This window comes from Paenibacillus sp. FSL H7-0756, assembly GCF_038006765.1.
Lineage (GTDB): Bacteria > Bacillota > Bacilli > Paenibacillales > Paenibacillaceae > Paenibacillus_AQ.
Genome location: NZ_JBBOVT010000002.1, coordinates 526,991 through 551,299, shown reverse-complemented (window position 1 = coordinate 551,299; position 24,309 = coordinate 526,991). Strand labels below are relative to the sequence as shown.

The window sequence follows — 24,309 nt, the reverse complement described above, 5'->3', positions numbered from 1 at the left end:
TGTAATGACTACCATACTTGTTGTCGATGATGAACCGGATATCCGGGATGTCATTCATGTCTATCTGCGGAACGAAGGTTATCAGGTCATTGAAGCAGCCAATGGAGAAGAAGCACTAAAGACGATCCAAACCACCCCGGTCCAGCTTGTGATCCTAGATGTCATGATGCCTGTGATGGATGGAATTAAGGCCTGCTTCAAAATAAGAGAAATATCCGCCGCCCCAATTATCATGCTGTCCGCCAAGGAAGAAGACATCGATAAAATCACGGGTCTGACTACCGGGGCTGACGATTATATGGTTAAACCATTCAATCCGCTAGAGTTACTGGCTCGGGTTAAGGCCCAGCTGCGGCGGCAAAGTCTGATGGGCAAGGCTGAACTAAACTCCCTGCTGTTGATTAAGGAACTTGTTATTGATACCAGCAAACATTCGGTGAAGCTCAGGGATAAGGATATTTCCCTTACACCTCTGGAATTCTCCATCCTGGTGCTGCTGGCGAGCCATCCCGGACAAGTATTCAGCTCGGAGAAAATATACGAAACCGTCTGGAAAGAGCCTTACGGCTATTCGGATAATACGGTGATGGTTCATATCCGGAATCTGCGGGATAAGCTGGAGGTGAACACACGAGAACCTCAGTACATCAAAACCGTATGGGGAGTAGGTTATAAAATTGACTAGAGCCTCTAAGCCTAAACCACGGGCCCGGAAGAAAAAAATTCAGGCGAATATCCTGAACCGGATTATTTTGAGCACGGTAGTGGCTGTCTTTTTGAATAATATCATCATCTTAATTTCGCTGGAGTATTTCAATATCCGTAACCAGGATTGGATAGATAAATGGTTTACATTCGTCATCACTCCTATCTTTATTATCAATTTCGTTCTTACCTTTCTCTTCTTAACACGGCGAATGGTAAAAGATATTATTCATCTGGAACAAGGGCTGCAGGTGATTGCGGAGGGTAATCTGGAATACCGGGTTGCAGTTGACCGGCAGGATGAGCTTGGGCGGGTAGCTTCCAGCATTAATCATATGACAGAACAATTGCAGCTGCAGATGCAAAAAGAGCGTGATCTGGAGAAATCCAAGATGGATTTGATCTCTGGAATCTCCCATGACCTCCGTACTCCGCTGACCAGTATCATCGGGTATATTGAGCTGCTGCGGACCGATTCTTTTCAAGACAAGGCAGAGTATGACCGCTTCATTCAGAACACCTATAACAAGGCAACGCATCTGAAGAAGCTGCTTGATGATTTATTTGAATACACCCGGCTTACCTCGGCTGACACCCGGCTGGAGCTGAATAAGATCGACTTGAACCAGTTGATGGGTCAGCTGCTGTTTGAGTTTGAGCCCATTGCGAAGGAGAATGATATTCACATTGAGCGAAGGCTCGGAGATTCCCCTGTCCCGGCTTACATCGACAGTAACAAGCTCGCCCGCGCCATCGACAATCTTCTGATGAATGCTCTGAAGTACTCCTTGAAGCCGGGTGTGATTACTGTCCGGATGAACATTTATCATGACTATATTACGGTCGAGGTCGAGAATAAAGGAAAACCGATCACAGGCGAGCAGATGGATAAACTGTTTGAGCGCTTCTATAAAGTGGATTATTCCCGAAGCAGCGAAGGCATCCAGTCAGGGTCCGGCCTCGGCCTCTCCATCGCCAGGAATATCGCCGAATTGCATCAAGGCACCTTAACGCTGCAACACGTGGATAACGTATTTACGTTTCAGTTAAAGCTGCCTCGCAGTGCCAAAGCATAATGAGTTATACTAAACATACCAAACCAAATTCGCTATGGGAGGCGCAATAAAAATGAGAAAACTCGTTCTATTTCTGCATGCTTCGCTTGACGGTTTTGTTGAAGGGCCGAACGGCCCAATGGATATTAGCTGGGTCGCCTATGATGCTGATCTGGAGAGACACGCGAGGGAAATTCTGAGTACTGCGGACACGGTCATTTGGGGTCGTGGAACTTATCAGATGATGCACAGTTACTGGCCTTCCGTACCTTCGGACCCAACCGCTTCACAGCACGAACGGGATCATGCAGAATGGATTGAGAAGACAGCCAAAGTGGTCTTTTCCACAACCCTGGAGAATGTTGAATGGAATAATTCCAGACTGGTCAAAGAGAACGTCGAGGAAGAGATCAAGCGCCTCAAAGAGCAGCCAGGCCAGGATATCGTCATTCTCGGCAGTCCCCGGTTCGCACACACTCTTATGCAGCTTGGCTTAATCGATGAATATAAAATTACGGTCTCCCCCGTCCTGATCGGCAGCGGCTTACCGTTATTCCAAGGTGTCCAGGAGAAAACTAATCTGAAGCTTATCGAAAATAAAACATTTGATTCTGGTGCCATAGGCCTCATATACCAGACCATTAAATGACCTCGTCACTATTCCGGTTCAGGCAAATGTACTGTCCAGCTTCACCAACCTCTCCACGAACACCTCATTCGCTCTGCTGGGAACATGACCGGTCAGCCGCACAATCGAGAAGTCTCTTTCAAGGCTCAGGCCTTGCACAGGAATTTCTATTAGCTTACCGGTCTCGATCTCCCTGCGGACCACCCACTTCGAGAGAATAGAAATCCCCAGTCCGTTAGCGACAGCCTCCTTCACTCCCTGACTGCTGTTGATCTCATACGAGCGCTTCATTCTTAGACCAGCCTGTGCCAAAAAATGATTGCTGAACGAACGCGTCCCCGAACCGCTCTCACGCAGCACCCATATCTGATCCTGGAGTACGCCCACCTCCACCGCGCCCGTTCGTGAGAGCGGGTGATTCTCAGCAGCGACGATTATCAGTTCGTCTTTCATAAAATGAACAACCTGCAGATCCGCCGCCTCGATGCTTCCTTCAATCAGCCCCACTTCAATCTTATTCTCCCGCAAGGCAGAGACAATCTCCGTTGAATTCGCAATCGTCATCCCCATGTCCACATCGGGATATTGCTTGGCGAAGGATGAGAACAGCCGGGGCAACACATATTCGCCAATCGTAAAGCTTGCCCCGATATGTAAGCTTCCGCTCACGGTATCATGCAGCCGGGCCAGATCGAGCTTAACAGACTCATAGAGATTCAGCATTTCCTTCGCCCGTCTATAGAACAGCTCCCCTGCTTCCGTCAGCTTCACCCATTTGGGCGAACGGTTCATGAGCTTTACGCCGAGTTCCTTCTCCAGATTACGGATCTGCAGACTGACCCCAGGCTGTGACAGATGCAGAAGCTCTGCCGCCCTGGAGAAGTTCCGCTGCTCCACAACCGTTACATAGACCACCAGGGATTCCAGCATGATGAATCGCTCACTCTCTCTCTTAAGATAAGTATTCGTTATGATATACATTTAAAATCCGTATTTCCCTAATCAATCATAACTGAATATAGTGTTTAAAGGAACTAAATTCAACCTATTGGACGTGACTTCGATGAATCTACACTTAGCTGTGCACATGGAAGAAAAGAAGAAGCTGGGCTTTGCGCTCGGTATCGCCTTGCCTCTAATGCTGGCCCTGTTCGCCAAATACGTATCCGCCTTCCCCTTCCTGTGCATTATGGGGCAATTAGTCATTGCTATTCTGCTCGGAATGATCTGGAGAGCCACGCTAGGCGTTCCAAGTTATTTAACACCCGGAATCTCTTTTACCTCCAAAAAGCTTTTGCGGTATGGCATCATTCTGCTGGGCATGAGACTTAGCCTGAAGGATATCCTTCAGGCTGGTCCCAAGGTGCTGCTGATCGCCTTGGTGTGTATTGGGTTCACAATCTGTACCGTGCTTGGTCTGGCCAGATGGTTCAAGGTAGAATCCAGACTGGGGCTGCTGACGGCATGCGGCACGGCGATCTGCGGAGCGGCAGCGGTTGTAGCCATCGCCCCACAGCTCAAAGCAAGCGACGAGGAGACGGCGGTCAGCGCGGCTACCGTTGCGATCTTGGGCACCCTTTTCACACTGGCGTACACCCTTCTCTACCCTATCCTTAACCTGACCCAACTGGGCTACGGTATATTCTCGGGAGCTACACTCCATGAAATCGCTCATGTCATTGCAGCAACCGGGCCAACCGGCAAGGAGGCCGTTGATCTGGCCGTCATCGTCAAATTAACCCGCGTCACCATGCTGGTACCGGTCGCTGTAATCATCGGAATTTGGGCTAACCGCAAGGAGCGGCAAGCGAACCCGGAGTCCGGACCCTCCAATTGGAGGGCTGTACCGGTTCCTTGGTTCATCCTGGGGTTCCTGCTGATGAGCACCATCAATACTTTGCAGATCATTCCTGAAGCAATCACGGATAAGCTTATACTTGCTGCGTATTTCCTCATTGCAATGGCTATGGCGGGCCTGGGTCTGAACGTAGATTTAGCTGCTTTTAGACGCATGGGCCTGGGGGCCTTCGGAGCCGGCTTGATCGGATCGGTCCTGCTATCCGGGTTGGGCTTCCTGCTGGTGAAGGTTTTGAACTTGGGTTAAGGTACTCAATCCCATTCAAAAGCTCCCGTATATAACTGATAATATATCCCCTTCTCTGAAATTAACTGCCGGTGATCGCCTTGCTCCTTAATCCGCCCCATGTCCATCACCATGATGGCATCGGAATTCCTTACGGTGGACAGACGATGGGCGATGACGAACACAGTTCTGTGATCCATTAGATTATCCATCCCCTTCTGTACCAGGGCTTCTGTCCGCGTATCGATGGATGAGGTCGCTTCATCGAGAATCATCACCGGCGGATTGGCAATGGCTGATCTGGCAATCGCCAGCAGCTGGCTTTGGCCCTGTGACAGTCCATTCCCGTTCCCGTCCAGCTGAGTCTGGTATCCGTCCGGCAAGCGTTCGATGAAGCTCGCGGCATAAGACAGCTTGGCGGCCTGCATAACCTCCTCGTCAGTGGCCTCCAGCCGGCCATAGCGGATATTATCGGCCACCGTGCCGGAGAACAGATGCGTGTCTTGCAGAACGATACCAAGGGACCGGCGCAGGTCCGCTTTGCGGATACGCTGTATATTGATGCCGTCATAGATGATCTCACCCTGCGTGATATCGTAGAAACGGTTCAGCAGGTTGGCCACGGTCGTTTTTCCGGCACCTGTAGCGCCTACAAAAGCAAGCTTTTGCCCAGGCTCCGCAGATAAAGTAATCTCCTGCAGCACCTGCTTCTTCCCGTCATACGTGAAGCTCACATCCTTGAACTCCACCTTCCCGGCAAGCGGCACTGTGGAACCATCCTCCAGCCTCCATGCCCATCCGGTGCCTTGCGGGTCTTGCTCCAGGCTAACGCGGCCCTGATCTTCTTCCGGCAGTTCGTCCAGCAAGTTGAAGATCCGCTGTGCGCCTGCAAGCGCCACCACGAACATATTGATCTGGGAGGATATTTCAGCAATCGGCATCGTGAAGTTACGGGACAGGCTCAGGAACGCCGCAATGCTTCCCAGCGTCAAGCCTTCATTCCAGCCGGAGATCGACATGGCCCCACCCGCTATTGCCACCAGTACATAGATTAGGGTAGCCAGATTGGCATTCACCGGCATCAGAATATTCGAATATTTGTTGGCTGTCGTGGAGCTATCGAACAATTCTCGGTTCAGGTGCGCGAACTGTTCGATGGATCGCTCTTCACGGCCGAACACCTGCACGACCTTTTGCCCGTGAATCATTTCTTCGATATATCCGTCCAGTGCGCCAATAGATTCCTGCTGCCGGAAAAAGTGGTGTGTCGCCTTCCCTCCAACCTTCTTGGTAATCCATAGCATCACCAGTGCGCCTAATACCACTACAATCGTCAGCGGGACATCCAGATACAGCATCGTGCCAAGCACCACTATAACCGTCACAACCGTAGAGAGCAATTGCGGCAATCCGTCTGTGAGCATCATATTGAGTGTATCTACGTCATTCGTGTAGTGACTCATAATGTCTCCGTGCTCCTTGCGGTCGAAGTACTTAACCGGCAGCTTCTGCATATGAGCGAACAGATGGTCACGGATTCTTTTCATAATGAGCTGTGAGACTGTAATCATCAGCCGCTTGGAGATGAATGTGCTGAGGACACCGGCGGCGTAAATGACAGCAAGAATGGCCAGTGCCTGGAACAAGGCATCAAATACCGGATGCTGATCGCCCAGCAGGGGCGTGATGAAGTCATCGATGAGCAATCTCAGGAACGTAGCGGAAGCTACAGATACCGCAGAACTTACCAGCACCAGCAGGAGGGCCAGTGAGGTTCTGAACTTGAAGAGCTTGAAGTAGGCCAGGAGCCGCTTAATCGTTCTGCCGTAATTAATGTTGTTCATGCTGTGCTTCCTCTCCCTTCGTCTGTGTGTTGTAAGCTTCCTGATAGATCGTACTCCGGCTCAAAAGCTCCTGATGCGTCCCGGTATCCGCCAGCTCCCCGTCATCCAGCACAATAATCTGATCTGCATCTTCGACAGACGCGATCCGCTGGGCAATAATGATCTTGGTCGTATCCGGAATACTCTCCTTGAATACAGTTCGGATTAGTGCATCTGTTCGTGTATCCACTGCACTGGTCGAGTCATCCAGAATAAGGATTTTGGGCTTCTTCAGCAAAGCTCTGGCAATACATAACCGCTGCTTCTGCCCGCCGGACACATTCGTCCCCCCTTGATCCAGCCGGGTATCATATCCGTCAGGGAAGGACGTGATGAACTCATGGGCCTGTGCGGCCTTGCAGGCTTCGATCAGCTCTTCATCGGTAGCCGCTTCATTCCCCCAGCGGAGATTGTCCTTGATGGAGCCGCCGAACAGTACATTTTTTTGGAGTACCATAGCAACCTGACTCCGCAGCACATGCAGATCATAGTCCTTCACATTCGTTCCGCTAACAAGCACCTCGCCTCCGGTAACATCATAGAGCCGCGGAATGAGCTGGACCAATGTGGACTTGGCACTGCCCGACCCGCCGATAATGCCAATTGTCTGCCCTGATGGAATATGAAGGTTGATCCCCGATAATGCATCCTTCTTGGCCTTACTGGAGTAACGGAAGGACACGTTGCGGAACTCCACCTCGCCTGTATGCAGTTCAGTGACCGGGGAATCGGGACTTGTGATGTCCGGCTGTTCATCCAGCAGGTCATGAATACGTCCGGCAGAAGCGCGGGCAATCGCCACCATCACGACCACGATCCCCAGCGTCATCAGACTCATCAAAATTTGCATGGAGTAGGCGAACACACTGGTCAGTTCTCCGGTTGTCATATTGCCGCCCACCACCAGCTTGGCTCCTACCCAGGAGATAATCAGCATCACCCCATACAGAATCACTTGCATAAGCGGCAGCTCAAATGCCAGGATGCGTTCAGCTTTGGCCATCTGTGCGAAGATCCTCAGCGACACTGCCTGGAACTTGGAGATCTCATGCTCCTCCCGCACGTAGGATTTGACCACCCGGATACCGCGGACATTCTCCTGTACGACCTTATTGAGCTCATCGTAACTGTCGAAAGCCCGTTCAAATACCGGGAAAGCAAATTTCAGAATCAGTATCATCCCTGCCGCAAGCACCGGAATAACGGCGACGAACCATGTAGCGATTGCGGGACTGACCCGGTAGGTCATAATCGTGGCAAATATAATCATCACCGGGCTGCGGAACGCAATCCGTATAATCATCAGAAATGCATTCTGCACATGCGTGATATCTGTAGTCAGCCGGGTGACGATGCCTGAAGTCGAGAATTTATCCATATTGGAAAAAGACAGCCGCTGCACATGACGGAACAGGTCTTCCCGCAGATTTCGCCCGAAGCCGGACATTGCGGTGGCTGAATGTTTACCGGCAAGAGCGCCGAATACCAGGGAGACCAGAGCGAACAGGATCAGAATCAGTCCATACTTCACGATCTGGTTCATCTGTCCCCCGGTGATGCCCTGGTCAATTAACTCAGCCATGAGCAAGGGAATCAGCACCTCCATGGCAACCTCTCCAAGCAAGAATATAGGAGTCAACCATGTATCCTTCTTATACTCCCGCACACTTTGCAGTAACTTCCTGATCATAAGCATTCTCCTTCTTTGTTGTGAACAAGTTGATTAACCGTAAGAACAGAGGTTATTATAAACTGTATAGTAACTATACAGTCAACCCGTCATTTAGAAGGAGATGAAGATGGCTAAACCTAAGACTGATTTGATGTCGATTAGCGCCTTTTCCAAGCTGTCCCGTGTACCGCGCAAGACGCTCATTTTCTATGATCAGATCGGCTTATTCAAGCCCGCCTTCGTGGCTGACAACGGCTACCGGTACTACATCCGCACCCAGTTGGATACCATTGGTGTGATTTATCTCTTCAAAGAGCTGGGCATGTCTCTGGAGGATATCCGGGAGTATCTGGAGCACCGTTCTCCGGCAAGCACCCTGGAGCTGCTGCGGAAGCAGGAGGAGATTGTGCAGCTACAGATTGCGAAGCTCACACAAGCCAGGCAGATGATTCTTCAGCGCGCGGGCAATATTGAACATACCTTGAATACCGACACCAGCCGTATGTCTGTTATCCACCAGGCCCGCAAGCCGATTCTGCGAAGCCGCCGTGTCCATGATTCGAGGCGGGAATTGAACGAGGAGCTGTGGGATGATTACCAGGAACGTCTGCATAAGGAGAATGCACCTGCCGGATATCCGGGCGGAGCGATTATCTGTAAGGAGGATCTGCTAAGGAGGGACGGAGATATAATCTCTTATATGTACAGCTATATGACTACACAGCATCACGAACAAGAATATATGCCGGAAGGCTACTATCTTGTGTCTTACACCCGGGCTGATTATGAGGATACCGAGAAGATTTATCCGCAGATTTTTGATTACATTGAGCAGAATCATTATGTCATTAAAGGAGATGCTTATGAGGAATTCCTGCTGGATGAGATCGTTATGAAGCATCCGGAGGACTATCTGGTGCGGGTGATGGTGCATATCGAGGAGCCGGTCAAGTCATAGCCTCTACTAAAAACGGCGACCCGCCCCGGTAGATCCAGGGCAACGTCGCCGTTTGTTTATTATATAGGATGAGTGATCGAATTAATTGCCAGTCATCTTCTGATAAGTGCTCTCAGAAATGGTTCTTCTGGCAGTAACATAGCGTTCCTTATAGTAACCTGATGACAGGCTGGTGATCGTAACGCCCTTATTGCTGGAGGAATGTGCAAATTTGTTGTCGCCCACATAGATGCCTGCATGCGAGATGCCGTTGCCCCCGGTTTCGAAAAAGACCAGATCTCCTGGACGTAAATCGGACTTGGCCACATATTCGCCTGCACTTGCCTGCGACTTGGATGTTCTCGGAAGATCTAAGTTGAACTTGCCAAATATGTATATTATAAATCCGGAACAGTCAAACCCTTCAGATGCCTTGGTGCCCCCCCATTTGTATGGAGTTCCCATCACATCATTAACCTCTTGGTCAAGCCTGGAGCTGTCATCCGCAGATGCTCTTTCAGATCCAAACGATAGCAATATCAGAATACTAAGCAGCCATACGATTCCTTTCTTCAAAAAGAACTCAGTCTCCTTTCTTGCCGGCTAATGCTGCCTGACAATTATTAATTTTTTGTAACTATTATGAATGATAGTGTAATATTCTCCGTTCGTCAACCCCTCCGGTGATTTTTGAAAGAGTTTACATCCCCAGGCGCAGGTTAATCTTCCGTATCTGCTCCAGTGCCACCTTCGGCTCGCGCTCCGCAGTCATTAACCCGTTGACCTCATCCTGAACGTCTGTAACCTGCGTATAACAGTACCCGGAGATGAAAGAAATGGCCTGAATCGCCCGGGTTAAGCTGCCGAACCGCTCCAGAAAAGCTTCCTCGCTATCCACCTGATGGCCATAGCCCCAGCCGTGCTCGCTCTTGAAGGCAATCCCCCCATACTCGCTGATGATGATCGGCTGCCCCTTATAGCTGTACCCTTCTGCAAAAGCAAACTTCCATTCGTTATACGTGCCGCTGCTGCCGGTAATAGAGTCTTTATCCTTGTAGGTTTCATATAGCGCTTCCCCCCGCTCCACATAATCATGCAGCGTCAGAATGTCGGACACGGTGTGCTCCCAGCCGTCATTCGTAATCACCGGACGATAGGGATCGATAGATTTGGTCAAATAATAGATCCCTTCCGTGAATGTCTGCTGCCGGACGTCATGAAGGATATTCTGTACCCCCCACGATTCGTTAAAAGGCACCCAGGTGATAATGCACGGATGATTATACTGCTGCTGCACGACCTCCAGCCACTCCCTGGTGAACCGCTCCAGCGCCTCGTCGTTATATTCATAAGCAGCCGCCATCTCTGACCAGACCAATAGCCCTTTGACATCGCACCAGTACAGGAAGCGGGCGTCCTCCACCTTCATATGCTTGCGGAGGCCGTTATAGCCCATCTCCATAATCGCTTCAATATCTTGAATCAGCGCTTCTTCTGACGGCGGAGTCAGATGAGTATCGGTCCAGTAGCCCTGGTCCAGGATCAGTCTTTGGTACAGGGGGATATTATTCAGCAGGATCTGGCTGCCCTTGATTGAGATATTGCGCATACCGACATACGAGCCGACCCGGTCAAGCTCCTGTTCACCCGCATACAGCACGAATTCGATGTCAAAAAGGTTCGGATTCCCCGGTGACCACAGGTTCTGCAGCCAAGGCCCGTTAATGCCTTCCATCATGCTGATTTCCACAGTCATGCTTGATCTGTCCACCGGCAGGCTAAGCTTATTTACTCTTTGGCCCTTTAACGTAATTTCGGTCTCCAGCCGGAGATTCCGGGCTTCGCTCAGGCCGTGTACACGGTAATCCAGGCGGAGCATTTGGCGGTTAATGTCGGGTGTCATCTTCACGGAATCCAGCCGGGTAGCGTGGACATGCTCCAGCCAGACGCTTTTCCAGATACCGGTGGTCTGCACATAGAATGAATCGTGGTTCCGGCCCGCCCAGCGCTGCTTCCCCCGGGGCTGCAGACAGCTGTCGCTGTCAGTCACCATCAGCACGATCTCATTCCCGCCCTCAGGGCGCAGCAGATCGGTAATATCGAAGGAGAACCGGGTATACGCCCCCTCATGCTCTCCGGCATAGCTGCCGTTCACCCAGCAGACCGTTTTATAGTCCACGCCTTCAAAATGCAGCACCGTCCGCTTCCCTTCTACCGCCGGGGACAGAGCCAAATGCTTGCGGTACCAGATCCGGGGGTGAAAGGTCTCATCGCCAATGCCGCTGGCCGCTGTCTCGTAGGAGAATGGAACATTGATGGTGTGCGTGGCCGGAAAATGGTCCATCCAGCGCGCCGCAACGCCTGCATTGTCATCATCGAAGCTAAAGTCCCATTCTCCGTTCAGATCCAGCCACTGGCTGCGGACAAATTGGGGTCTCGGGTAGTTAGGGGTATAGAATTTCGTAGCTGCTGCTCTAATCATATCGGTCGTTGCCCTCTCTCTCGTTACTGAAGTATTCTCCATATTCACTATCACAGAGTACTCCCTTGTCCCTTGAAAGAAAATGATTTATCCTATCTAATGACTGATCTATTATCTAAAAGGTGGAATTGTGTATGATCACTCTGAAGCGGTGCGGTGCGAATGTAATTCATCCGGAGGGCATGACCATAGACCGCCCGGAGGGCTCCGGCGATTACGTCTTCGTATTTTTTCGGAGCAAGATGGAGCTGAGGCTTCAGGCGCGGAGCGTGTATGCTGAACCGAATACTTACATTATCTATAACAGAGACAGCCACTACTTCTACAGAGACGCTGAGCTGCCGCTGGTGCATGACTGGTTCCATTTTGAGCTGGAGGGGGCGAATGCTTGGTTTGACCGCTTGAAGCTGCCGCTGGACACCTTAATGAAGGCCCATGATCCGCTCTATATCACCAGAAAAGTAAATGAGCTGCACTGGGAGAATCTGCAGAACGGCCCCTTCCGTCAGGAGATTATCGACTCCATTGTTCGCTGTCTGTTCATGAAGCTTAGCGATATGCGGCATCACGTGGAGGCCAGCCAACCGGTCAGCAAATACTATGATTCGTTCCTGAACCTGAGAAATGAACTGCTCAGCTCTCCCTCCACCTGGTATTCTGTCGAACAGCTGGCAGAGCGGATGAACATGAGCCCGTCCTATTTTCAGCAGATCTATAAGCAAATCTTCGGCATTCCGGCCGTCAGCGACATCATTCTTAATCGTGTGGGCCATGCCTCCTATTTACTGAAGAACACCACCTATACCGTCAGCCAGATCTCTGCGGGTTGCGGTTATGAGAACGATGTCCATTTCATGCGGCAGTTCAAGAAGTTCACCGGCCAGACGCCGAGTGAATATCGGGGGAAGGGCTGATCGCGAAGGAAGAGCGGACCGGGGTTATTGGCTTGGATGAGCGGGATTAAAGATTCCGTAATACACCAAATCTTCATAGGCGTTAATCTTATGTACTTGATCTTTCAAAGTGCCTTCGTAGGTCATTCCGCATTTCTGCATAATTCTTCCTGAGGCCGGATTAGAAGCGAAATGCCGGGCATTTAACAAAAAAGCAAAAGAAGCGGAGGGGAAATTTGGAACTGTAGGAGCGGTAGCGTCCGCCTTTGTATTTGGATTTCTACCGCGAAAAGCGGTTCTAATCAGGAAATCCAAATACAACAGCGGCCGGAGGGCCAAACATTCTCTGGAGTCACGGCAGTCCCATAACAGAAAAAATATAAGTTCAATCTATTCAGTTAAACAATCCACATGATCACAACAATAACCAAAGCAATAACACCCACCGCAATCAACAGATCAGAGATCTGCCGCCAGAATCCCAAAGGCCCTTCACGATGAAGCTTCTGTTCATTGACGTCATGATTGGCTTTGTGCCCGCCGGGGTCATTTGAATAGATAGAAGGGCCAGGGTGTCCACCGCCAGTAGGGAATTCAGTCATCAGAATCACCTCCCTTTTCATAATTATACACCATTTACTCTCATTTTTGGTAAACGGAATGGCTATGGTATAGCTGACATTTGAATTTTGGGCGGAAATATCCTATTTTAAAAAGACAGATATTCAGCAGTTAGCAGTTAACGGAAGAGGCGAACACAATATGGGTGAAATACATGAAATGATGTCAGCGGGAACCCGTGCTTTAATCGAGGATAACTTCCTCCAGCTCATGGAGCAGGAAGGATTCCACAAGGTGAGCGTACGCCAGCTGGCACTTAGAACACATATTAACAGGGGAACGTTCTATCTGCATTTTACAGATAAATACGATCTGCTGGAGCAGCTTCAGCGTGAAATATTGGCAGGTCTGGAGCAGGTGATGGTCGTCAAAATCGTACGTGAAGAAATGTCGGAGCATTATCTGAAAGGTCTGCCTTATCCGCCGCTGGTGCACATCTTGGAGTACCTGCAGCAGCACGGCGAGCGGCTCCGGTTATTTCTCGGGGCCAAAGGGGAGGCGGGATTTCCGGGGCAATTCAAGGAGGTTATCAAGCGCAGCTTCTACAGGAAGCTGGAGATGAACGGAGTATTTGAAGGCCACCCGGCGGTTCCTCCAGAGTATCTCGCTGCGCATTCCGCGTCTATTTTTCTCGGAATTACGGAAGAATGGTTGCACAGCGGAATGCCTTATACTCCGGAGGAGCTGGCGGTGATCTATAACGAGGTCTTATTCATGCAGACAACTCTAATCGCGAAGGCTTAAATGGTAATCAGCACCTTACCACGGAGCTTACCGGCCTCGCTCATGGCATGGGAGGCAGCCAGCTCGGCCAGCGGCAGACGCTCAGTAATCCAGAGCTTCAGCCTACCCGCATCCACCAGCTCTGCAACCCGAGTCAGCAGCGTACGATCCTCTCGTGCGAACAGCTGATGTACCTTAACACCAAGCTGCGCTGCCAGCGCTTCGTCTGCAGGATTCACCGCCGAGATCAGCGCTCCTCCCTCTTTTAGCAGCGGCAGCCAGGTATTAAGTACCTCTGAACTCTCAGGGGACAGATTGAGGATCAGATCTACCTTGTCCTTCAGCTTGTCCGTGACGCTCTCCTTGGTATAATCAATCATCTCGTCAATCCCCAGCTCCCGAAGCTTTGGCATACTGGCCGCAGAGGAAGTCCCTATGACATACGCCCCATGCTGTTTGGCGAAGTGCACCGCATAGCTGCCTACCCCGCCGGCGGCTCCGGCAATCAGCACACGCCCGCCATGCGGCAGGTTACCATGATCGAACAACCCCTGCCATGCAGTTAAGACTCCAATCGGCAGCGCGGCAGCATCGGATAACTCTATGGAGACTGGCGCCAGCGCAGCATACTGCGCTTGGGTGACCACATACTCTGCGGCAGCGCCGTCCCGGGACATATCAAGCGCAGCATAGACTCTGTCCCCCGGCTGAAAGTCTGTAACCTCAGCTCCTGCTGCCTCCACTGTACCCGACACCTCAATGTTAGGAATGTACGGGAATTCATGCGGGAAAACGGCTTGCAGGTAGCCCTTGCGGATTTTGACATCTGCAGAATTGAACGCAGTCCCTGCCACCTTAATCAGAATCTCGTCCGCTGCGGGAGAGGGAATCGGCGCATCCTCATACCTTAGCTCTTCTATCCCTCCAAACTGATGGATCCGAACCGCCTTCATATGTGTAGCTTCGTTCATTGCAATCACTCCTGTAGATGAATTGGGAATCCGCGTACCGTTGAAGCAATAGGTGTACTGTTCCTGTAACTCATTGTAGGCTCCCGCTTAAGGGGATACAATCAACAATCAGGTCTGAAGTGTTCATTCTTTCTTCTTACGGGTAGTAGATAATTAAGGAAGGAGCAATGCCTATGGAACATATGGATACGATCGATCTCATCGCCATTCTGGCTCTGGTGCTGGCACTATTGCTTATGCTCAGTGTGTTCAGTCTGAAGAGACGTGTGAACGAGCTGGAGTCCCGGTTAGCGCAAAGAGACGCTTACGGCGGAAAATACTCTCCCCCAGCAATCGGCAGAGCTGCCGACATCCCGGCTCCCCTGTTCGTGCAGAACCCTGAGCTGGCACCGGACCTCGAGCGGAGAATCCGCCTGCTGTTAGCCGAGGGCAAGAAAATCCAGGCAATCAAGGTCATGCGTGAAGCGCGGAATCTGGGCCTCAAGGAAGCCAAGGACTTCGTAGAGGACCTGGAGCAGGGCGGAACCTTCCGCTAAGTGTATTATGTACGAATAATCAAGAATGACCTCAGACTGCCACTGGACTGTGGAAGCTGAGGTCATTCTTGTGATGGCTTATACCGGTAATGAAGCTAGATATCCTTGTGCATATAAATCCGCAGAGAGACTAAATAAGAAGCATAGATAATCACGAGATAGGCCAGGACGCTGATGGCAACAAGCAAGACATTATCCAATCTGCCAGTGCTAATCCATTCGGCAAGTGCCGGAAACCGTTTAGACAAGCTGGTAATAGCCGTGAAATTCAGCATGATCACCATTATAAAGATGAAGTTGACGACCTGCATCCCTTTTTGTCCCAGCCAGTAATACAGCGGCAGATAACATGAGGCCAATAAAGGGAACGCGGCAATAGCTATTCCCAGCTCTCTCCAGCGCAGCGGTTCATCCAGCTTGCCCATCGTAAAAGCAGCCAGATACAGCAGAATCGTACAGGTCAGGCTGAACAAGGAGAATGGAATCAGCGTCATATATTTAGCCTGAATCAGCCGCTGTCTCGGGACCGGGAGCGTAACCAGAAACTTCTGATTGTTATGCTGCATATCGATGGTACAGGAGTTAATGAGCAGCAGCATAGCCGGAAACAGCGAGAACACCGTATAGGCTTCAGCGTTCATATAACCCATAATCAGATAATAGGGAATCAGCAGGAGGATAAACTTCCGGGTAAGCATGAAGTCTTTACGGATCAGAGCTATGGAGTTATACATGTGCTTCACTTCCTTTTACCGTATAGTACATAATCTCTTCCAGTGTAGGGGTCTCGCAGATTGCGGTGTCCCTGAAATAACGTTCCCCTTCCGCACGGTTGCTGATCAGCCCTTCGAAGCCCAGCCCGTTCTCCCGCAGCCCCACGAACCACCGCCGGACATCCCGGTCCAGCAGCTCCTTCCCGCCTTTGACCAGCAGATAGCGTTCGCTCAGACTCTCCTTCATCTCGTTGAACACAATCCGTCCCTCATTAATGAATACAATATAGTCGGCAATCCGGTCCAGATCTGTGGTGTTGTGGGTGGAGAACAGAATCGACTTCTTCTCATCCTGGATATGCTCGCTGAGCAGCTCCAGCATCTCCCGGCGGAAGATCGGATCAAGCCCCGAAGTAGGCTCATCCATAATCAGCAGATCGGCACTATGGGACAAGGCTACGGCGAGTGAGAATTTGATTTTCATCCCCTTCGACAGATCCTTAATCTTCTTACCCGGCGGAAGCTTGAACAGCTCCTGAAACTTCACATATGTATCATTATTCCATCCGGGATAGAACGGGGCGATAATACTCTTCATCTGCTTAACGGTCAAGTGCTCATAATAGATATTCTCATCCGAGACGTAACCGATACGCGCTTTAACGGCCGCCAGGTCCTGCTGGTTGTTCTGGCCGAACATCAGAATGTTGCCTTGGTCCGGGAAAATTAACCCCATCATCAACTTGATCATGGAGGTCTTGCCTGCACCATTCGGGCCGATCAGCCCTGTAATGTAGCCCTCCTTGATGGGGAGCGAAATATCCCGCAGCGCAAAACGGTCGTAGCACTTGGTCACATGGCCCAGCTCAATTACATTACTCATTCCTGTTCCTCCTCATAGAGCAGCTTCAGCATCTCCGCGAGTTCGGCGTATTCCATGCCCAGCTGCCTGCTCTCGTCAATAATCTCCCTCAGCTTGCCCTCCACCATCCGCAGCCGCTGTTCCCGGATATATTCCTGATCGGCCCCGGAGACAAAAGATCCCTTGCCGACAATCGAGTTGATCAGCCCTTCCCGCTCCAGCTCCTCATAAGCCCGCTTCGTGGTAATGACGCTAATCTGCAGCTCCTTCGCCAGTAAGCGGATCGATGGCAGCGGCGTACCCGAGACCAGCTCGCCTTGGAGAATCATCTGGCGGACCTGTCCCACAATCTGGGCGTAGATCGGTTCGCCAGATGTACTTGATATCACGATATTCATGCAGCAGCATCAGCTTCCTTTGTGTTTGTTGTAACTAGTGTATATATGTAATATATACACTATATTCAGTTGTGTCAATCCCTTAGTGTGATACCCTTAATTAGACGATCATCCCCTGAGATCGTAAAAAGTGGTAGACGATCTCGCTCTGCATTCTTACCCTGAAGGCATAATCCAGGCTCCAGCAGGTCTCTACGGTCACCGCCCGGGCACCGAGCAGGCGCTGGAAGGCCATCCGGGAAGTTCCTGCACGCTCCCTATGCCGTATGTTGAAGCGGTATGCTCTATTCGTGATCGTCTGATTCATCCGCATCACAATTTGCTTCGCCAGTCCATGCGCCCGGCTGACCGGGCTGATGATCAGGGTCTGGCCGACCCGCTTCGGATTCAGCTCGGACAGCCCGTTCGCCTCATGCAGATCCAGCACCCACGAGGGACGGTAGCGCAAGGCAAGCTGCCATACGGCTGCCGACAACGGATGACGGGCCGGGGCGCCTGGTCCGCGCGGGAAGGTACGGTTCAGGTCGGGCTGCCCGCGAATCCCCTTGCGCCGTGCGATTTGGTTCACCAGCGGGACGATAATCAGCTTCCCTGAGCGCAGCATCAGATCTCCCCGGCTGAACCTGCTCGCAATGCCCTGCGCTGCGCGGCTGCTCGCCGGCTCATTGCCGTGAACACCGGAGATGATCATGAATACAGGTCCGGGGACGCCGCTGCTAATGACATAATAAGGTGTGGCATAAGGCGTTCCCGCTGCCAGCGTATGCTTCTCTACAGACACTGTGGTTCACCTCGCTCTGGATGATATGGATCATGTGGTTGTTACTCTGTAATGTATGCGGATTACCTGCGGAGGATTGGACGAATAGGACAGCAAAATAACCCCACAAAGTGGAGCTTTAGCGTAAGTGATGACTCAGGTACTTTGCGGGGGCCCCAAAACATATAAATTCTCTCTAAAAAAGCCGGACAAGTCCCATATGGACTCATCCGGCTTCTGCTCTGGATGTGAGATGATGTTAGCAGGTGTTAATAAAATACGACTTGGTTCTTCCCGGCAGACTTCGCCTCATAGAGTGCCTTCTCCGCCTTGGCAATGAAGTCCGACGGGCGGTCAGAGGGAACTGGCACCTTCAACAGGCCGCCTATGCTTACAGTGACCACACCTTCCTCTTCAAACCGGTCACGGGGAATCTGCAGATCATAGACGCCTTGACGGACGGATTCGGCCAATTGCTCTGCCTGGGAAGAGGAGGCTCCCGCCATCGTAAGGATGAAGTTCGCCCCGCTGAACCGGGCCACGAACGTGCCGTGCGTGATGCTGATGATATTCAGCACATCGGCTACCGACTGGATGCAGAGATCGCCGCCCTTCAGCCCGTGTACCGCATTATAGGAATGGAAATCATCGATATCAATGGACAGCAGCAGCAGGGGTTCCCGGGTGTTCAGGGAATCCTCCCAGCGCTGATCCAGCTTATTCTCAAGCGCCTGCCGGTTCGGCAGATCGGTTAGTGAATCGGTCGTCAGATAGGTTTGCATCTGATTGGCCGCATCGGCATAAGCCTCGCCCTTCGCCTCTGTACCGGTTCCGGTGTTCAGCACCGCCATAATGGACGGTCTGCCGCCATGAATGACCGAGGCCAGACTCAGGCTTACCTCCAGGGGTTGCCCGTCTCCATTCATGAATTGGCCCTGATCGGATACGAACTGGGTGACATTCTGGCTCAGGTCTAAGAAGTGCTGCTTCAGAGCTGGCCGGTAGGATTCCTGCACATAGTCCAGGAACGGCTCCCCGATCAGCGATTTGCCGTTCTCTTCTCCCGTCAGCTCCACTGCGCGGTTATTGCAGTAGGCAATCACATCATCGGTAATCATGAAGAAGGCTACGGGCGACAGGTCCATCAATTGCAGATACCGCTGTTCATTATGACGCAGACTGCGGGCGTTCTGCAGGGCCTGCTCTTCCGCCTGACGCAGCTGGTTCTCGGTCTGTCCGCGCAGAATAGATTTGAGCTGCGGCAGAATGTTAAGATGCTGCTCTCTCCACGGAAGTGAGGTGGACTGAACCACCTGCCGCCATTTCTCAAAGGACTTGCGGGGAGACAATCGCAATCCGTCATTTTCCTGAATGACAGCCTTAGCCGGATCTCCGGCCCAGTCCACAATCTCGACCACTTCAGGCCTGAACCAGATCATATAATTCTGGTGTCCTGGAGTCAGGGCGAGATAGATGGCACCGGAGGCCTTGTTCTTGTAAGCTTTGGCTGATTCATATTCCAGACTGAGCTTGGAGGTGCAGTAGGTGTAATCCTTGGACTTCCCGGCCAGCCAGCCGGCAAGCTCCCGTACCTGCTCCTGGGAAGGCGTGGCTCCGAACAGCATCAACTTGTCCTGGTAGCACACGGCTGCACCGGAAGCCTCCATCATACCCAGCAGCGTCTGCTCTTCATCGCCGAGCTGCTCAATCACCCGGGAAGAGCTGACGTTACCTGTGAAAATATCGACAATTCTCATCGCCTTGGTCCGCAGCTCCAGCTCCGTCTGATAATTGTCGAGCTGCTGACGCTGGTACAGTTCACTGGAGAAGAAGGCGCCCAGGAAATTACACAGATTACGGATACGGTGCGGGACATACTTGGGGGAATGGTGATGACAGGTGATTAGTCCCCAAAGCTTGTTGTTGTTAATCAGGGAGATGGTCGTAGTCGCCCCCACTCCCATATTCTGCAAATACTCGATATGGAGCGGAGATACACTGCGGAGGATGGACAAGCTGAGGTTCAGGGGCTTACCCGTAAGGGGCTGCAGCACCGGGGTGATCGGAACCGGAAGATAGTTGACATCGACGATCGTCCGCAGCCAGTTACGCAGATACAGCTCACGCGCCTGCTTCGGAATGTCAGACGCAGGATAATGATGGCCAAGGAACGGCTCCAGCTCCGGTTCACGGGCTTCGGCAATCACCTTGCCATTCCACTGTTCATCGAACTCGTAGATCATAACCCGGTCATAGCCCAACATCTCCTTCACCTGCTCAGCGGCAGCCTGACTGGCCTCCAGCCGGTTCGCCGTATGCTTCAGCCGTCCGAAGAACGTGCGAATCCAGTCGAAGTCATTGGAGCTGTCGCTCTGATCGATGGAGGCAGGCTCCAGTTCAACGATCATCAGACCTTCACTTTCGTGAATGATGCAGAAGAAGTCCTGCGGCTCACCCGCGACTTCAATCTGTATCACAATATATTGCAAATCGGCAGTTTCTTTCGCATTCACGCTGCGAATAAGCAGCATCTCCAGCTGATCCGGGCCTACCAGGTCAGCCATAGGCGTGCCTAACAGTGCTTCGGCAGCTGTTCCCAGTAACTTATCCGTATTCAGACTGGCCTGGACAATCCTATGGGCTGTGTCCTGAGTTACAGCCAGCAATACGCCATGCGGTTGAATAAGCCCGGGAATATGGATGGGCTCCTTCTCACAGTTATTAAGATCCACAGGTTCCTTGGGGTCCAGCCCTGCTTCATTCAGCAAGGTGCGGTTCAGCGGCTGATTCTCATGTTCTGTATTAAAATCTGACATAGGTGTAAAGCCTCCATTGAAGTAAATGATTTCTAAGCTGTTATGGCGCAGATTCATTTTATCTTATTCTGGGCTGCAATAACAAACATAAGTTTAGTCTATACAGCCTGCCTTGGCTTGTATTCCAGTCTTGGAATAATTATGTATAATATGGATGAATAGAGCATAACCTGTGATGGCTAATCCATTTATAATCCGAGGTGACCATAATGCGGCGAACTAAACGTTCAGGTAGAGAGATTGTGTCTTTTCTGCTAAGCGCCTTCTCCATAATGATCATTGCCTTCTTCATCATCCGCTATGTGGTTCAGACCGTTTCATTCGCACCTTAACAGTCTGCCCACGCAAAAAGGAGCATTTGGGGGAAATGCTCCTCTTCGGCTTGCATATACCATGTATTAGGTTACACTTCCGGAAGAATTGTAATCCGAAAGTCTTACCAATAATTTACCTTAAAAACCTCAATAATACAAGTATTTCCTTCTATTCCAGTGAAAATGTGACTAATTCATAACAGCGCTTCGCCGCTTGGATGCGCATCCGGGGATTTGAGGCACAGCGGGCTTTGCCGCCTGATCTATACGCCCGTTATAATGAACCTACTCTGCGCAGAGAATAATGAACAAGAAGGAACATTCACATGGATGCTAATCCCCTGTTACAGCGCAAGACCGCACAATTTACACTTCTCGTTACCGAAGGCACTCATTATGAGGTCGGACGCACTTTGGGCGCCCATCATAAGAATAACTCCGCCATGCTATCCTTCTTGTCCTCCCCCTTCATGGGAGCCCCCCGGCTGACTCCTTATGCTGCGGACAAAGCCATGGAGAGCTTCGAGCGCTATTGCCCCGGCTTGAATGAAGAAATTCAGGGCTTCGCCGATGAGACCGGCGTAGAGGCTGCCCATGTCGTCTTCTATTATTCCTACTTTCAGGCACCGGGCCACTGCACACAGGCAGCCTACCGACCTGTAGCAAATGCGGGTCAGAGCGGACAGATTTATCATATGCGTAATTATGATTTTGGCTGGGAGGATGAACCGTATAATCAGCTGCTGCTCAGCACAACCAGGGTGAAGGGCAAACTGGCGCATACCGGCTTTGCGCTGCAGTTGTTCGGGCGTTATGACGGGATGAATGAGGCAGGTCTTACCGTAACCACCACCTCGGGGAGAGTCCGGCCGGAGATGACCGGGGAGGGATTTGTTTTTCCAGGCGTAGTCCGGGCCTTGCTGGATCAATGTACTACTGCGGAAGAAGCGGCTCAGCTCATGCGCAGCATACCGGTGGCTGACTACAGAAACTTCCTGATCTCTGACGCCCAAGGGAACATCGCCCTCGTAGAGACGGCTGGTACCGAAAAAGCGATCCAGTATCACCCGGCTGCTGACAGCTTAAGCGCAAGCCAGCTTGTACTCTCGGCGAACCATTACACCCTGCCCTCCATGCAGCTACATAATCAGCAAGTCATGGAGAACTCATGGACCAGATATGACGCGCTGCGGGCAGCACTTATGGACGATAACACCGCTATCCATCCTGTAGAAGCCATGAAAGCTGCCGCAGGACGCGAATATCCCGAAGGAATCTGCTGTCACCATTACAGCGAAGGCTTAGGCACCTTATGGTCCATGGTCTCTGACAACACAGCCCGCGAGCTGCATATCTGCTTCGGTTCCCCGCAGCTGAACGGCTGGAGAACCTTCGGGTTCCATGACCCGGCGGGAATGCGTGTATACGAGGCAGTGCTGCCGGACAAGCCGTCCGCAGAGGGATTCTGGCACCGTCCCAGGTAAGCTCCCTCTCACTCTTGCTGCTGTGACGCCCTCTGCAAAATAGACTGCACAAACGCAGTCTTCCCGTCACAATACGCATCAATGTCATAACGGTACTCTTCAGCCAGCCGCTGCTTCACCGCCTGATATTCCTCCCGGGCAGCGGGATGGCTGCGCAGATAATCCCGGAACAGAATATGCTCCAGGTAACCCTTGCCGTCCTTGGGACATACATACAGATGGTATTTCATGAATCCATCATCCTGGTTGCTCTTGAAGGCTTCCCGGCCCTCAATGCCCAGGTTGCCCTGATGCTCATAACCGTACGCCTGCAATCTGTGGATGATTTCCGGCAACTGGTCATAGCTCTCCATCACCAGATCGACATCAATCACGGGCTTGGCCCACAGCCCTTCAATCGAGGTGCTGCCCACATGCTCAGACCGGATAATCAGATCCCCGGCGATCTCCAGCATCCGCGCCTCAATTCTGCTATATTCCGCCTTCCAGGCCGGATCATACGGGACCACTTCAACAACCTTGGTCTTCTCAGCCATCATCCTTCTCCTCCTTCGACTATAACCTACACCCCACACTGGAATAAAATACAAACCGCAACCTCATACTAACCCGCAGAGACGGAGGTGAACAGTATGCCCAAGAATAGTGCAGACCCCAAGCATGACCGTGCAAATAACCGCGCCGATTCAAAAAACAACCAGCAGAATCACGCCAGTATCAGCGAAATCCCCCAGATGGTGACTCCTGATAAAGCAGCAGATGTCGTGCCGAGTCTGAACGGCGTTACTAAGAACGAGAGCTGATTTCCGCTTTGATATGCTCGCAGACCAGGCTTCACCCATGGTATGGGCGAACAGCCTGGTCTTTTGCCGGACAGAGCAGTTATACTATAAATCTAATGATAGAAATAGAATACCTTACAAGTATAATCTATGGAATAGAATCATCAAGAAAAGAGTGGAAGTATGCGAATTGGATTTTTTGACTCCGGCATTGGCGGGTTAACCGTGCTTCATCAGGCGCTTAAGCTCTTGCCGCAAGAGGACTACCTGTTCTATGCAGATACCGACCATGTGCCCTATGGGGAGAAGACGAAAGACGAAGTCAGGGAATACATCCTGCAAGCGGTGGATTTCATGGCCAGTCAGCATATAAAAGCGTTGGTGGTCGCTTGTAACACAGCCACCAGCATTGTGATTGAAGAACTTAGGCAGCGGTATGACTTTCCGGTCCTCGGGATCGAGCCGGCAGTGAAGCCTGCGGTTGAACAATCAGAAGGTAAGCAGAAGAAGGTGCTGGTACTCGCAACCCGCTTAACGCTACAGGAGAAGAAGTATCATGATTTGGTGCACCGGATCGATCACGGGGAGATTGTAGACAGTCTGCCGCTTCCCGGGCTGGTCCAGTTTGCGGAGCGTTTTGATTTTGACGAAGAGAGAATTATTCCCTATCTGACAAGTGAGCTGGCACATTTGGACCTTGAGCGGTACAGCACGGTGGTCCTTGGATGTACCCATTTCCCCTACTTCGAGGGGAGCCTGCAGAAGATATTCCCGGATACGGTTGATTTCATCTCCGGCAGTCTCGGAACCGCCAGACACCTGAAGCAGATTCTCCAAGCGGGGGGACGGATCAACGAGGGGACGGGCGATATCCTTTTTTACAGATCCGGTGTTCTGGTAGACGATCCCGCAATGTTATCCAAATACGACAGTCTGTTCAAGCGTCTGGATGAAATTGAACAATCTCTTAATCTGAGCACAAAGGAGTGAT

Annotated in this window: 26 protein-coding genes; 12 read left to right on the top strand and 14 right to left on the bottom strand. The window is 51.4% G+C overall.

The genetic code is table 11. The annotated features are described in order from the left end of the window. Positions 1-4 precede the first annotated feature (4 nt). From NST04_RS19225 to NST04_RS19215, 3 genes are read left to right on the top strand one after another with little or no spacing between them, the layout of a single operon-like run. Positions 5-685, top strand: a complete 681-nt coding sequence (locus NST04_RS19225; protein ID WP_341185660.1) for a response regulator transcription factor — start codon at positions 5-7, stop codon at positions 683-685. Continuing rightward, positions 678-1,781 (top strand): sensor histidine kinase, encoded by a 1,104-nt coding sequence (locus tag NST04_RS19220; RefSeq protein ID WP_341185659.1) that lies wholly within the window; start codon positions 678-680, stop codon positions 1,779-1,781. The genes NST04_RS19225 and NST04_RS19220 overlap by 8 nt, the downstream gene beginning before the upstream one ends. Positions 1,782-1,833: 52 nt before the next feature. Further along, positions 1,834-2,409, top strand: coding sequence for a dihydrofolate reductase family protein (locus NST04_RS19215; RefSeq protein ID WP_341185658.1), 576 nt, complete (start codon positions 1,834-1,836; stop codon positions 2,407-2,409). Between the two features lie 18 nt (positions 2,410-2,427). Here the strand turns inward: NST04_RS19215 and NST04_RS19210 are convergent, their stop codons facing one another. Beyond that, positions 2,428-3,369 (bottom strand): LysR family transcriptional regulator, encoded by a 942-nt coding sequence (locus NST04_RS19210; RefSeq protein ID WP_445667931.1) that lies wholly within the window; start codon positions 3,367-3,369, stop codon positions 2,428-2,430. A gap of 106 nt (positions 3,370-3,475) precedes the next feature. On the opposite strand from NST04_RS19210, the gene NST04_RS19205 reads away from it, so the two are divergent. Further along, positions 3,476-4,492 (top strand): YeiH family protein, encoded by a 1,017-nt coding sequence (locus NST04_RS19205; protein WP_445667930.1) that lies wholly within the window; start codon positions 3,476-3,478, stop codon positions 4,490-4,492. 5 nt (positions 4,493-4,497) lie between these two features. Here NST04_RS19205 and NST04_RS19200 read toward each other — a convergent pair whose 3' ends face one another. Both NST04_RS19200 and NST04_RS19195 read right to left on the bottom strand, forming a co-directional pair. Beyond that, positions 4,498-6,315 (bottom strand): ABC transporter ATP-binding protein, encoded by a 1,818-nt coding sequence (locus NST04_RS19200; protein WP_341185656.1) that lies wholly within the window; start codon positions 6,313-6,315, stop codon positions 4,498-4,500. After that, entirely contained in the window at positions 6,302-8,044 is a 1,743-nt protein-coding gene (locus NST04_RS19195; RefSeq protein ID WP_341185655.1) for an ABC transporter ATP-binding protein, read from the bottom strand. The genes NST04_RS19200 and NST04_RS19195 overlap by 14 nt, the downstream gene beginning before the upstream one ends. 109 nt (positions 8,045-8,153) lie before the next feature. Between NST04_RS19195 and NST04_RS19190 the strand changes: the two genes are divergently transcribed. Then, on the top strand, positions 8,154-8,984 hold the full coding sequence (locus NST04_RS19190; protein ID WP_341185654.1) for a MerR family transcriptional regulator: 831 nt from the start codon (positions 8,154-8,156) through the stop codon (positions 8,982-8,984). Positions 8,985-9,065: 81 nt separating this feature from the next. Here the strand turns inward: NST04_RS19190 and NST04_RS19185 are convergent, their stop codons facing one another. After that, complete coding sequence (locus tag NST04_RS19185; RefSeq protein ID WP_341185653.1) at positions 9,066-9,539, bottom strand: C40 family peptidase; 474 nt, start codon at positions 9,537-9,539, stop codon at positions 9,066-9,068. Between the two features lie 124 nt (positions 9,540-9,663). Then, positions 9,664-11,487 (bottom strand): glycoside hydrolase family 2 protein, encoded by a 1,824-nt coding sequence (locus NST04_RS19180; RefSeq protein ID WP_341185652.1) that lies wholly within the window; start codon positions 11,485-11,487, stop codon positions 9,664-9,666. Between the two features lie 92 nt (positions 11,488-11,579). On the opposite strand from NST04_RS19180, the gene NST04_RS19175 reads away from it, so the two are divergent. Continuing rightward, complete coding sequence (locus tag NST04_RS19175; RefSeq protein WP_341185651.1) at positions 11,580-12,359, top strand: helix-turn-helix domain-containing protein; 780 nt, start codon at positions 11,580-11,582, stop codon at positions 12,357-12,359. A gap of 24 nt (positions 12,360-12,383) precedes the next feature. Here NST04_RS19175 and NST04_RS19170 read toward each other — a convergent pair whose 3' ends face one another. Together NST04_RS19170 and NST04_RS19165 are read right to left on the bottom strand one after the other, a co-directional pair. Then, entirely contained in the window at positions 12,384-12,653 is a 270-nt protein-coding gene (locus NST04_RS19170) for a GNAT family N-acetyltransferase (protein WP_341185650.1), read from the bottom strand. 83 nt (positions 12,654-12,736) lie between these two features. Continuing rightward, positions 12,737-12,940 (bottom strand): hypothetical protein, encoded by a 204-nt coding sequence (locus NST04_RS19165; protein ID WP_341185649.1) that lies wholly within the window; start codon positions 12,938-12,940, stop codon positions 12,737-12,739. Positions 12,941-13,100: 160 nt separating this feature from the next. On the opposite strand from NST04_RS19165, the gene NST04_RS19160 reads away from it, so the two are divergent. Beyond that, positions 13,101-13,703 carry a TetR/AcrR family transcriptional regulator gene (locus NST04_RS19160; RefSeq protein ID WP_341185648.1) on the top strand — a complete coding sequence of 201 codons (603 nt, stop codon included), beginning with the start codon at positions 13,101-13,103 and terminating at the stop codon, positions 13,701-13,703. Here NST04_RS19160 and NST04_RS19155 read toward each other — a convergent pair. Further along, positions 13,700-14,653 carry an NADP-dependent oxidoreductase gene (locus NST04_RS19155; RefSeq protein ID WP_341185647.1) on the bottom strand — a complete coding sequence of 318 codons (954 nt, stop codon included), beginning with the start codon at positions 14,651-14,653 and terminating at the stop codon, positions 13,700-13,702. The two genes, NST04_RS19160 and NST04_RS19155, sit on opposite strands and share 4 nt — an antisense overlap. 173 nt (positions 14,654-14,826) lie before the next feature. Between NST04_RS19155 and NST04_RS19150 the strand changes: the two genes are divergently transcribed. Beyond that, positions 14,827-15,189 carry a ribosomal protein L7/L12 gene (locus NST04_RS19150; RefSeq protein WP_341185646.1) on the top strand — a complete coding sequence of 121 codons (363 nt, stop codon included), beginning with the start codon at positions 14,827-14,829 and terminating at the stop codon, positions 15,187-15,189. A gap of 95 nt (positions 15,190-15,284) precedes the next feature. Here the strand turns inward: NST04_RS19150 and NST04_RS19145 are convergent, their stop codons facing one another. From NST04_RS19145 to NST04_RS19125, 5 genes are all read right to left on the bottom strand, one after another. Continuing rightward, positions 15,285-15,923, bottom strand: a complete 639-nt coding sequence (locus NST04_RS19145) for an ABC-2 transporter permease (protein WP_341185645.1) — start codon at positions 15,921-15,923, stop codon at positions 15,285-15,287. Further along, positions 15,916-16,785: an ABC transporter ATP-binding protein gene (locus NST04_RS19140; RefSeq protein ID WP_341185644.1), complete on the bottom strand. Its 870-nt coding sequence runs from the start codon at positions 16,783-16,785 to the stop codon at positions 15,916-15,918. Before NST04_RS19140 ends, NST04_RS19145 begins: the two co-directional genes overlap by 8 nt. Further along, complete coding sequence (locus NST04_RS19135) at positions 16,782-17,162, bottom strand: GntR family transcriptional regulator (RefSeq protein WP_341185643.1); 381 nt, start codon at positions 17,160-17,162, stop codon at positions 16,782-16,784. The genes NST04_RS19140 and NST04_RS19135 overlap by 4 nt, the downstream gene beginning before the upstream one ends. A gap of 100 nt (positions 17,163-17,262) precedes the next feature. Next, entirely contained in the window at positions 17,263-17,943 is a 681-nt protein-coding gene (locus tag NST04_RS19130; protein ID WP_341185642.1) for a succinylglutamate desuccinylase/aspartoacylase domain-containing protein, read from the bottom strand. Positions 17,944-18,191: 248 nt separating this feature from the next. Continuing rightward, a complete protein-coding gene (locus tag NST04_RS19125) occupies positions 18,192-20,738 on the bottom strand; it encodes a diguanylate cyclase domain-containing protein (protein ID WP_341185641.1) in 2,547 nt (848 codons plus the stop codon). A gap of 209 nt (positions 20,739-20,947) precedes the next feature. Between NST04_RS19125 and NST04_RS19120 the strand changes: the two genes are divergently transcribed. Together NST04_RS19120 and NST04_RS19115 are read left to right on the top strand one after the other, a co-directional pair. Then, positions 20,948-21,070: a hypothetical protein gene (locus tag NST04_RS19120; protein ID WP_341185640.1), complete on the top strand. Its 123-nt coding sequence runs from the start codon at positions 20,948-20,950 to the stop codon at positions 21,068-21,070. A 308-nt stretch (positions 21,071-21,378) separates the two neighbouring features. Continuing rightward, complete coding sequence (locus tag NST04_RS19115) at positions 21,379-22,536, top strand: C45 family peptidase (protein ID WP_341185639.1); 1,158 nt, start codon at positions 21,379-21,381, stop codon at positions 22,534-22,536. Between the two features lie 8 nt (positions 22,537-22,544). On the opposite strand, the gene NST04_RS19110 is transcribed toward NST04_RS19115, so the two are convergent. Then, a complete protein-coding gene (locus tag NST04_RS19110) occupies positions 22,545-23,075 on the bottom strand; it encodes a GrpB family protein (protein ID WP_341185638.1) in 531 nt (176 codons plus the stop codon). Positions 23,076-23,168: 93 nt separating this feature from the next. Here NST04_RS19110 and NST04_RS19105 point away from each other — a divergent pair, with 93 nt between their 5' ends. Continuing rightward, entirely contained in the window at positions 23,169-23,339 is a 171-nt protein-coding gene (locus NST04_RS19105) for a hypothetical protein (RefSeq protein ID WP_340753466.1), read from the top strand. A gap of 162 nt (positions 23,340-23,501) precedes the next feature. Next, positions 23,502-24,308, top strand: a complete 807-nt coding sequence (gene murI / locus NST04_RS19100) for a glutamate racemase (RefSeq protein WP_341185637.1) — start codon at positions 23,502-23,504, stop codon at positions 24,306-24,308. The last annotated feature ends 1 nt before the right edge of the window (position 24,309 follow it).

Bases quoted from the DNA above. Each gene is read 5' to 3' on its own strand.
- NST04_RS19225 (WP_341185660.1), top strand. From the start codon at position 5: ATGACTACCATACTTGTTGTCGATGATGAACCGGATATCCGGGATGTC.
- NST04_RS19215 (WP_341185658.1), top strand. From the start codon at position 1,834: ATGAGAAAACTCGTTCTATTTCTGCATGCTTCGCTTGACGGTTTTGTT.
- NST04_RS19210 (WP_445667931.1), bottom strand. From the start codon at position 3,369: ATGTATATCATAACGAATACTTATCTTAAGAGAGAGAGTGAGCGATTC.
- NST04_RS19205 (WP_445667930.1), top strand. From the start codon at position 3,476: ATGGAAGAAAAGAAGAAGCTGGGCTTTGCGCTCGGTATCGCCTTGCCT.
- NST04_RS19200 (WP_341185656.1), bottom strand. From the start codon at position 6,315: ATGAACAACATTAATTACGGCAGAACGATTAAGCGGCTCCTGGCCTAC.
- NST04_RS19195 (WP_341185655.1), bottom strand. From the start codon at position 8,044: ATGATCAGGAAGTTACTGCAAAGTGTGCGGGAGTATAAGAAGGATACA.
- NST04_RS19190 (WP_341185654.1), top strand. From the start codon at position 8,154: ATGGCTAAACCTAAGACTGATTTGATGTCGATTAGCGCCTTTTCCAAG.
- NST04_RS19180 (WP_341185652.1), bottom strand. From the start codon at position 11,487: ATGGAGAATACTTCAGTAACGAGAGAGAGGGCAACGACCGATATGATT.
- NST04_RS19175 (WP_341185651.1), top strand. From the start codon at position 11,580: ATGATCACTCTGAAGCGGTGCGGTGCGAATGTAATTCATCCGGAGGGC.
- NST04_RS19165 (WP_341185649.1), bottom strand. From the start codon at position 12,940: ATGACTGAATTCCCTACTGGCGGTGGACACCCTGGCCCTTCTATCTAT.
- NST04_RS19160 (WP_341185648.1), top strand. From the start codon at position 13,101: ATGGGTGAAATACATGAAATGATGTCAGCGGGAACCCGTGCTTTAATC.
- NST04_RS19155 (WP_341185647.1), bottom strand. From the start codon at position 14,653: ATGAACGAAGCTACACATATGAAGGCGGTTCGGATCCATCAGTTTGGA.
- NST04_RS19150 (WP_341185646.1), top strand. From the start codon at position 14,827: ATGGAACATATGGATACGATCGATCTCATCGCCATTCTGGCTCTGGTG.
- NST04_RS19145 (WP_341185645.1), bottom strand. From the start codon at position 15,923: ATGTATAACTCCATAGCTCTGATCCGTAAAGACTTCATGCTTACCCGG.
- NST04_RS19140 (WP_341185644.1), bottom strand. From the start codon at position 16,785: ATGAGTAATGTAATTGAGCTGGGCCATGTGACCAAGTGCTACGACCGT.
- NST04_RS19135 (WP_341185643.1), bottom strand. From the start codon at position 17,162: ATGAATATCGTGATATCAAGTACATCTGGCGAACCGATCTACGCCCAG.
- NST04_RS19125 (WP_341185641.1), bottom strand. From the start codon at position 20,738: ATGTCAGATTTTAATACAGAACATGAGAATCAGCCGCTGAACCGCACC.
- NST04_RS19120 (WP_341185640.1), top strand. From the start codon at position 20,948: ATGCGGCGAACTAAACGTTCAGGTAGAGAGATTGTGTCTTTTCTGCTA.
- NST04_RS19115 (WP_341185639.1), top strand. From the start codon at position 21,379: ATGGATGCTAATCCCCTGTTACAGCGCAAGACCGCACAATTTACACTT.
- NST04_RS19110 (WP_341185638.1), bottom strand. From the start codon at position 23,075: ATGATGGCTGAGAAGACCAAGGTTGTTGAAGTGGTCCCGTATGATCCG.
- NST04_RS19105 (WP_340753466.1), top strand. From the start codon at position 23,169: ATGCCCAAGAATAGTGCAGACCCCAAGCATGACCGTGCAAATAACCGC.
- murI (WP_341185637.1), top strand. From the start codon at position 23,502: ATGCGAATTGGATTTTTTGACTCCGGCATTGGCGGGTTAACCGTGCTT.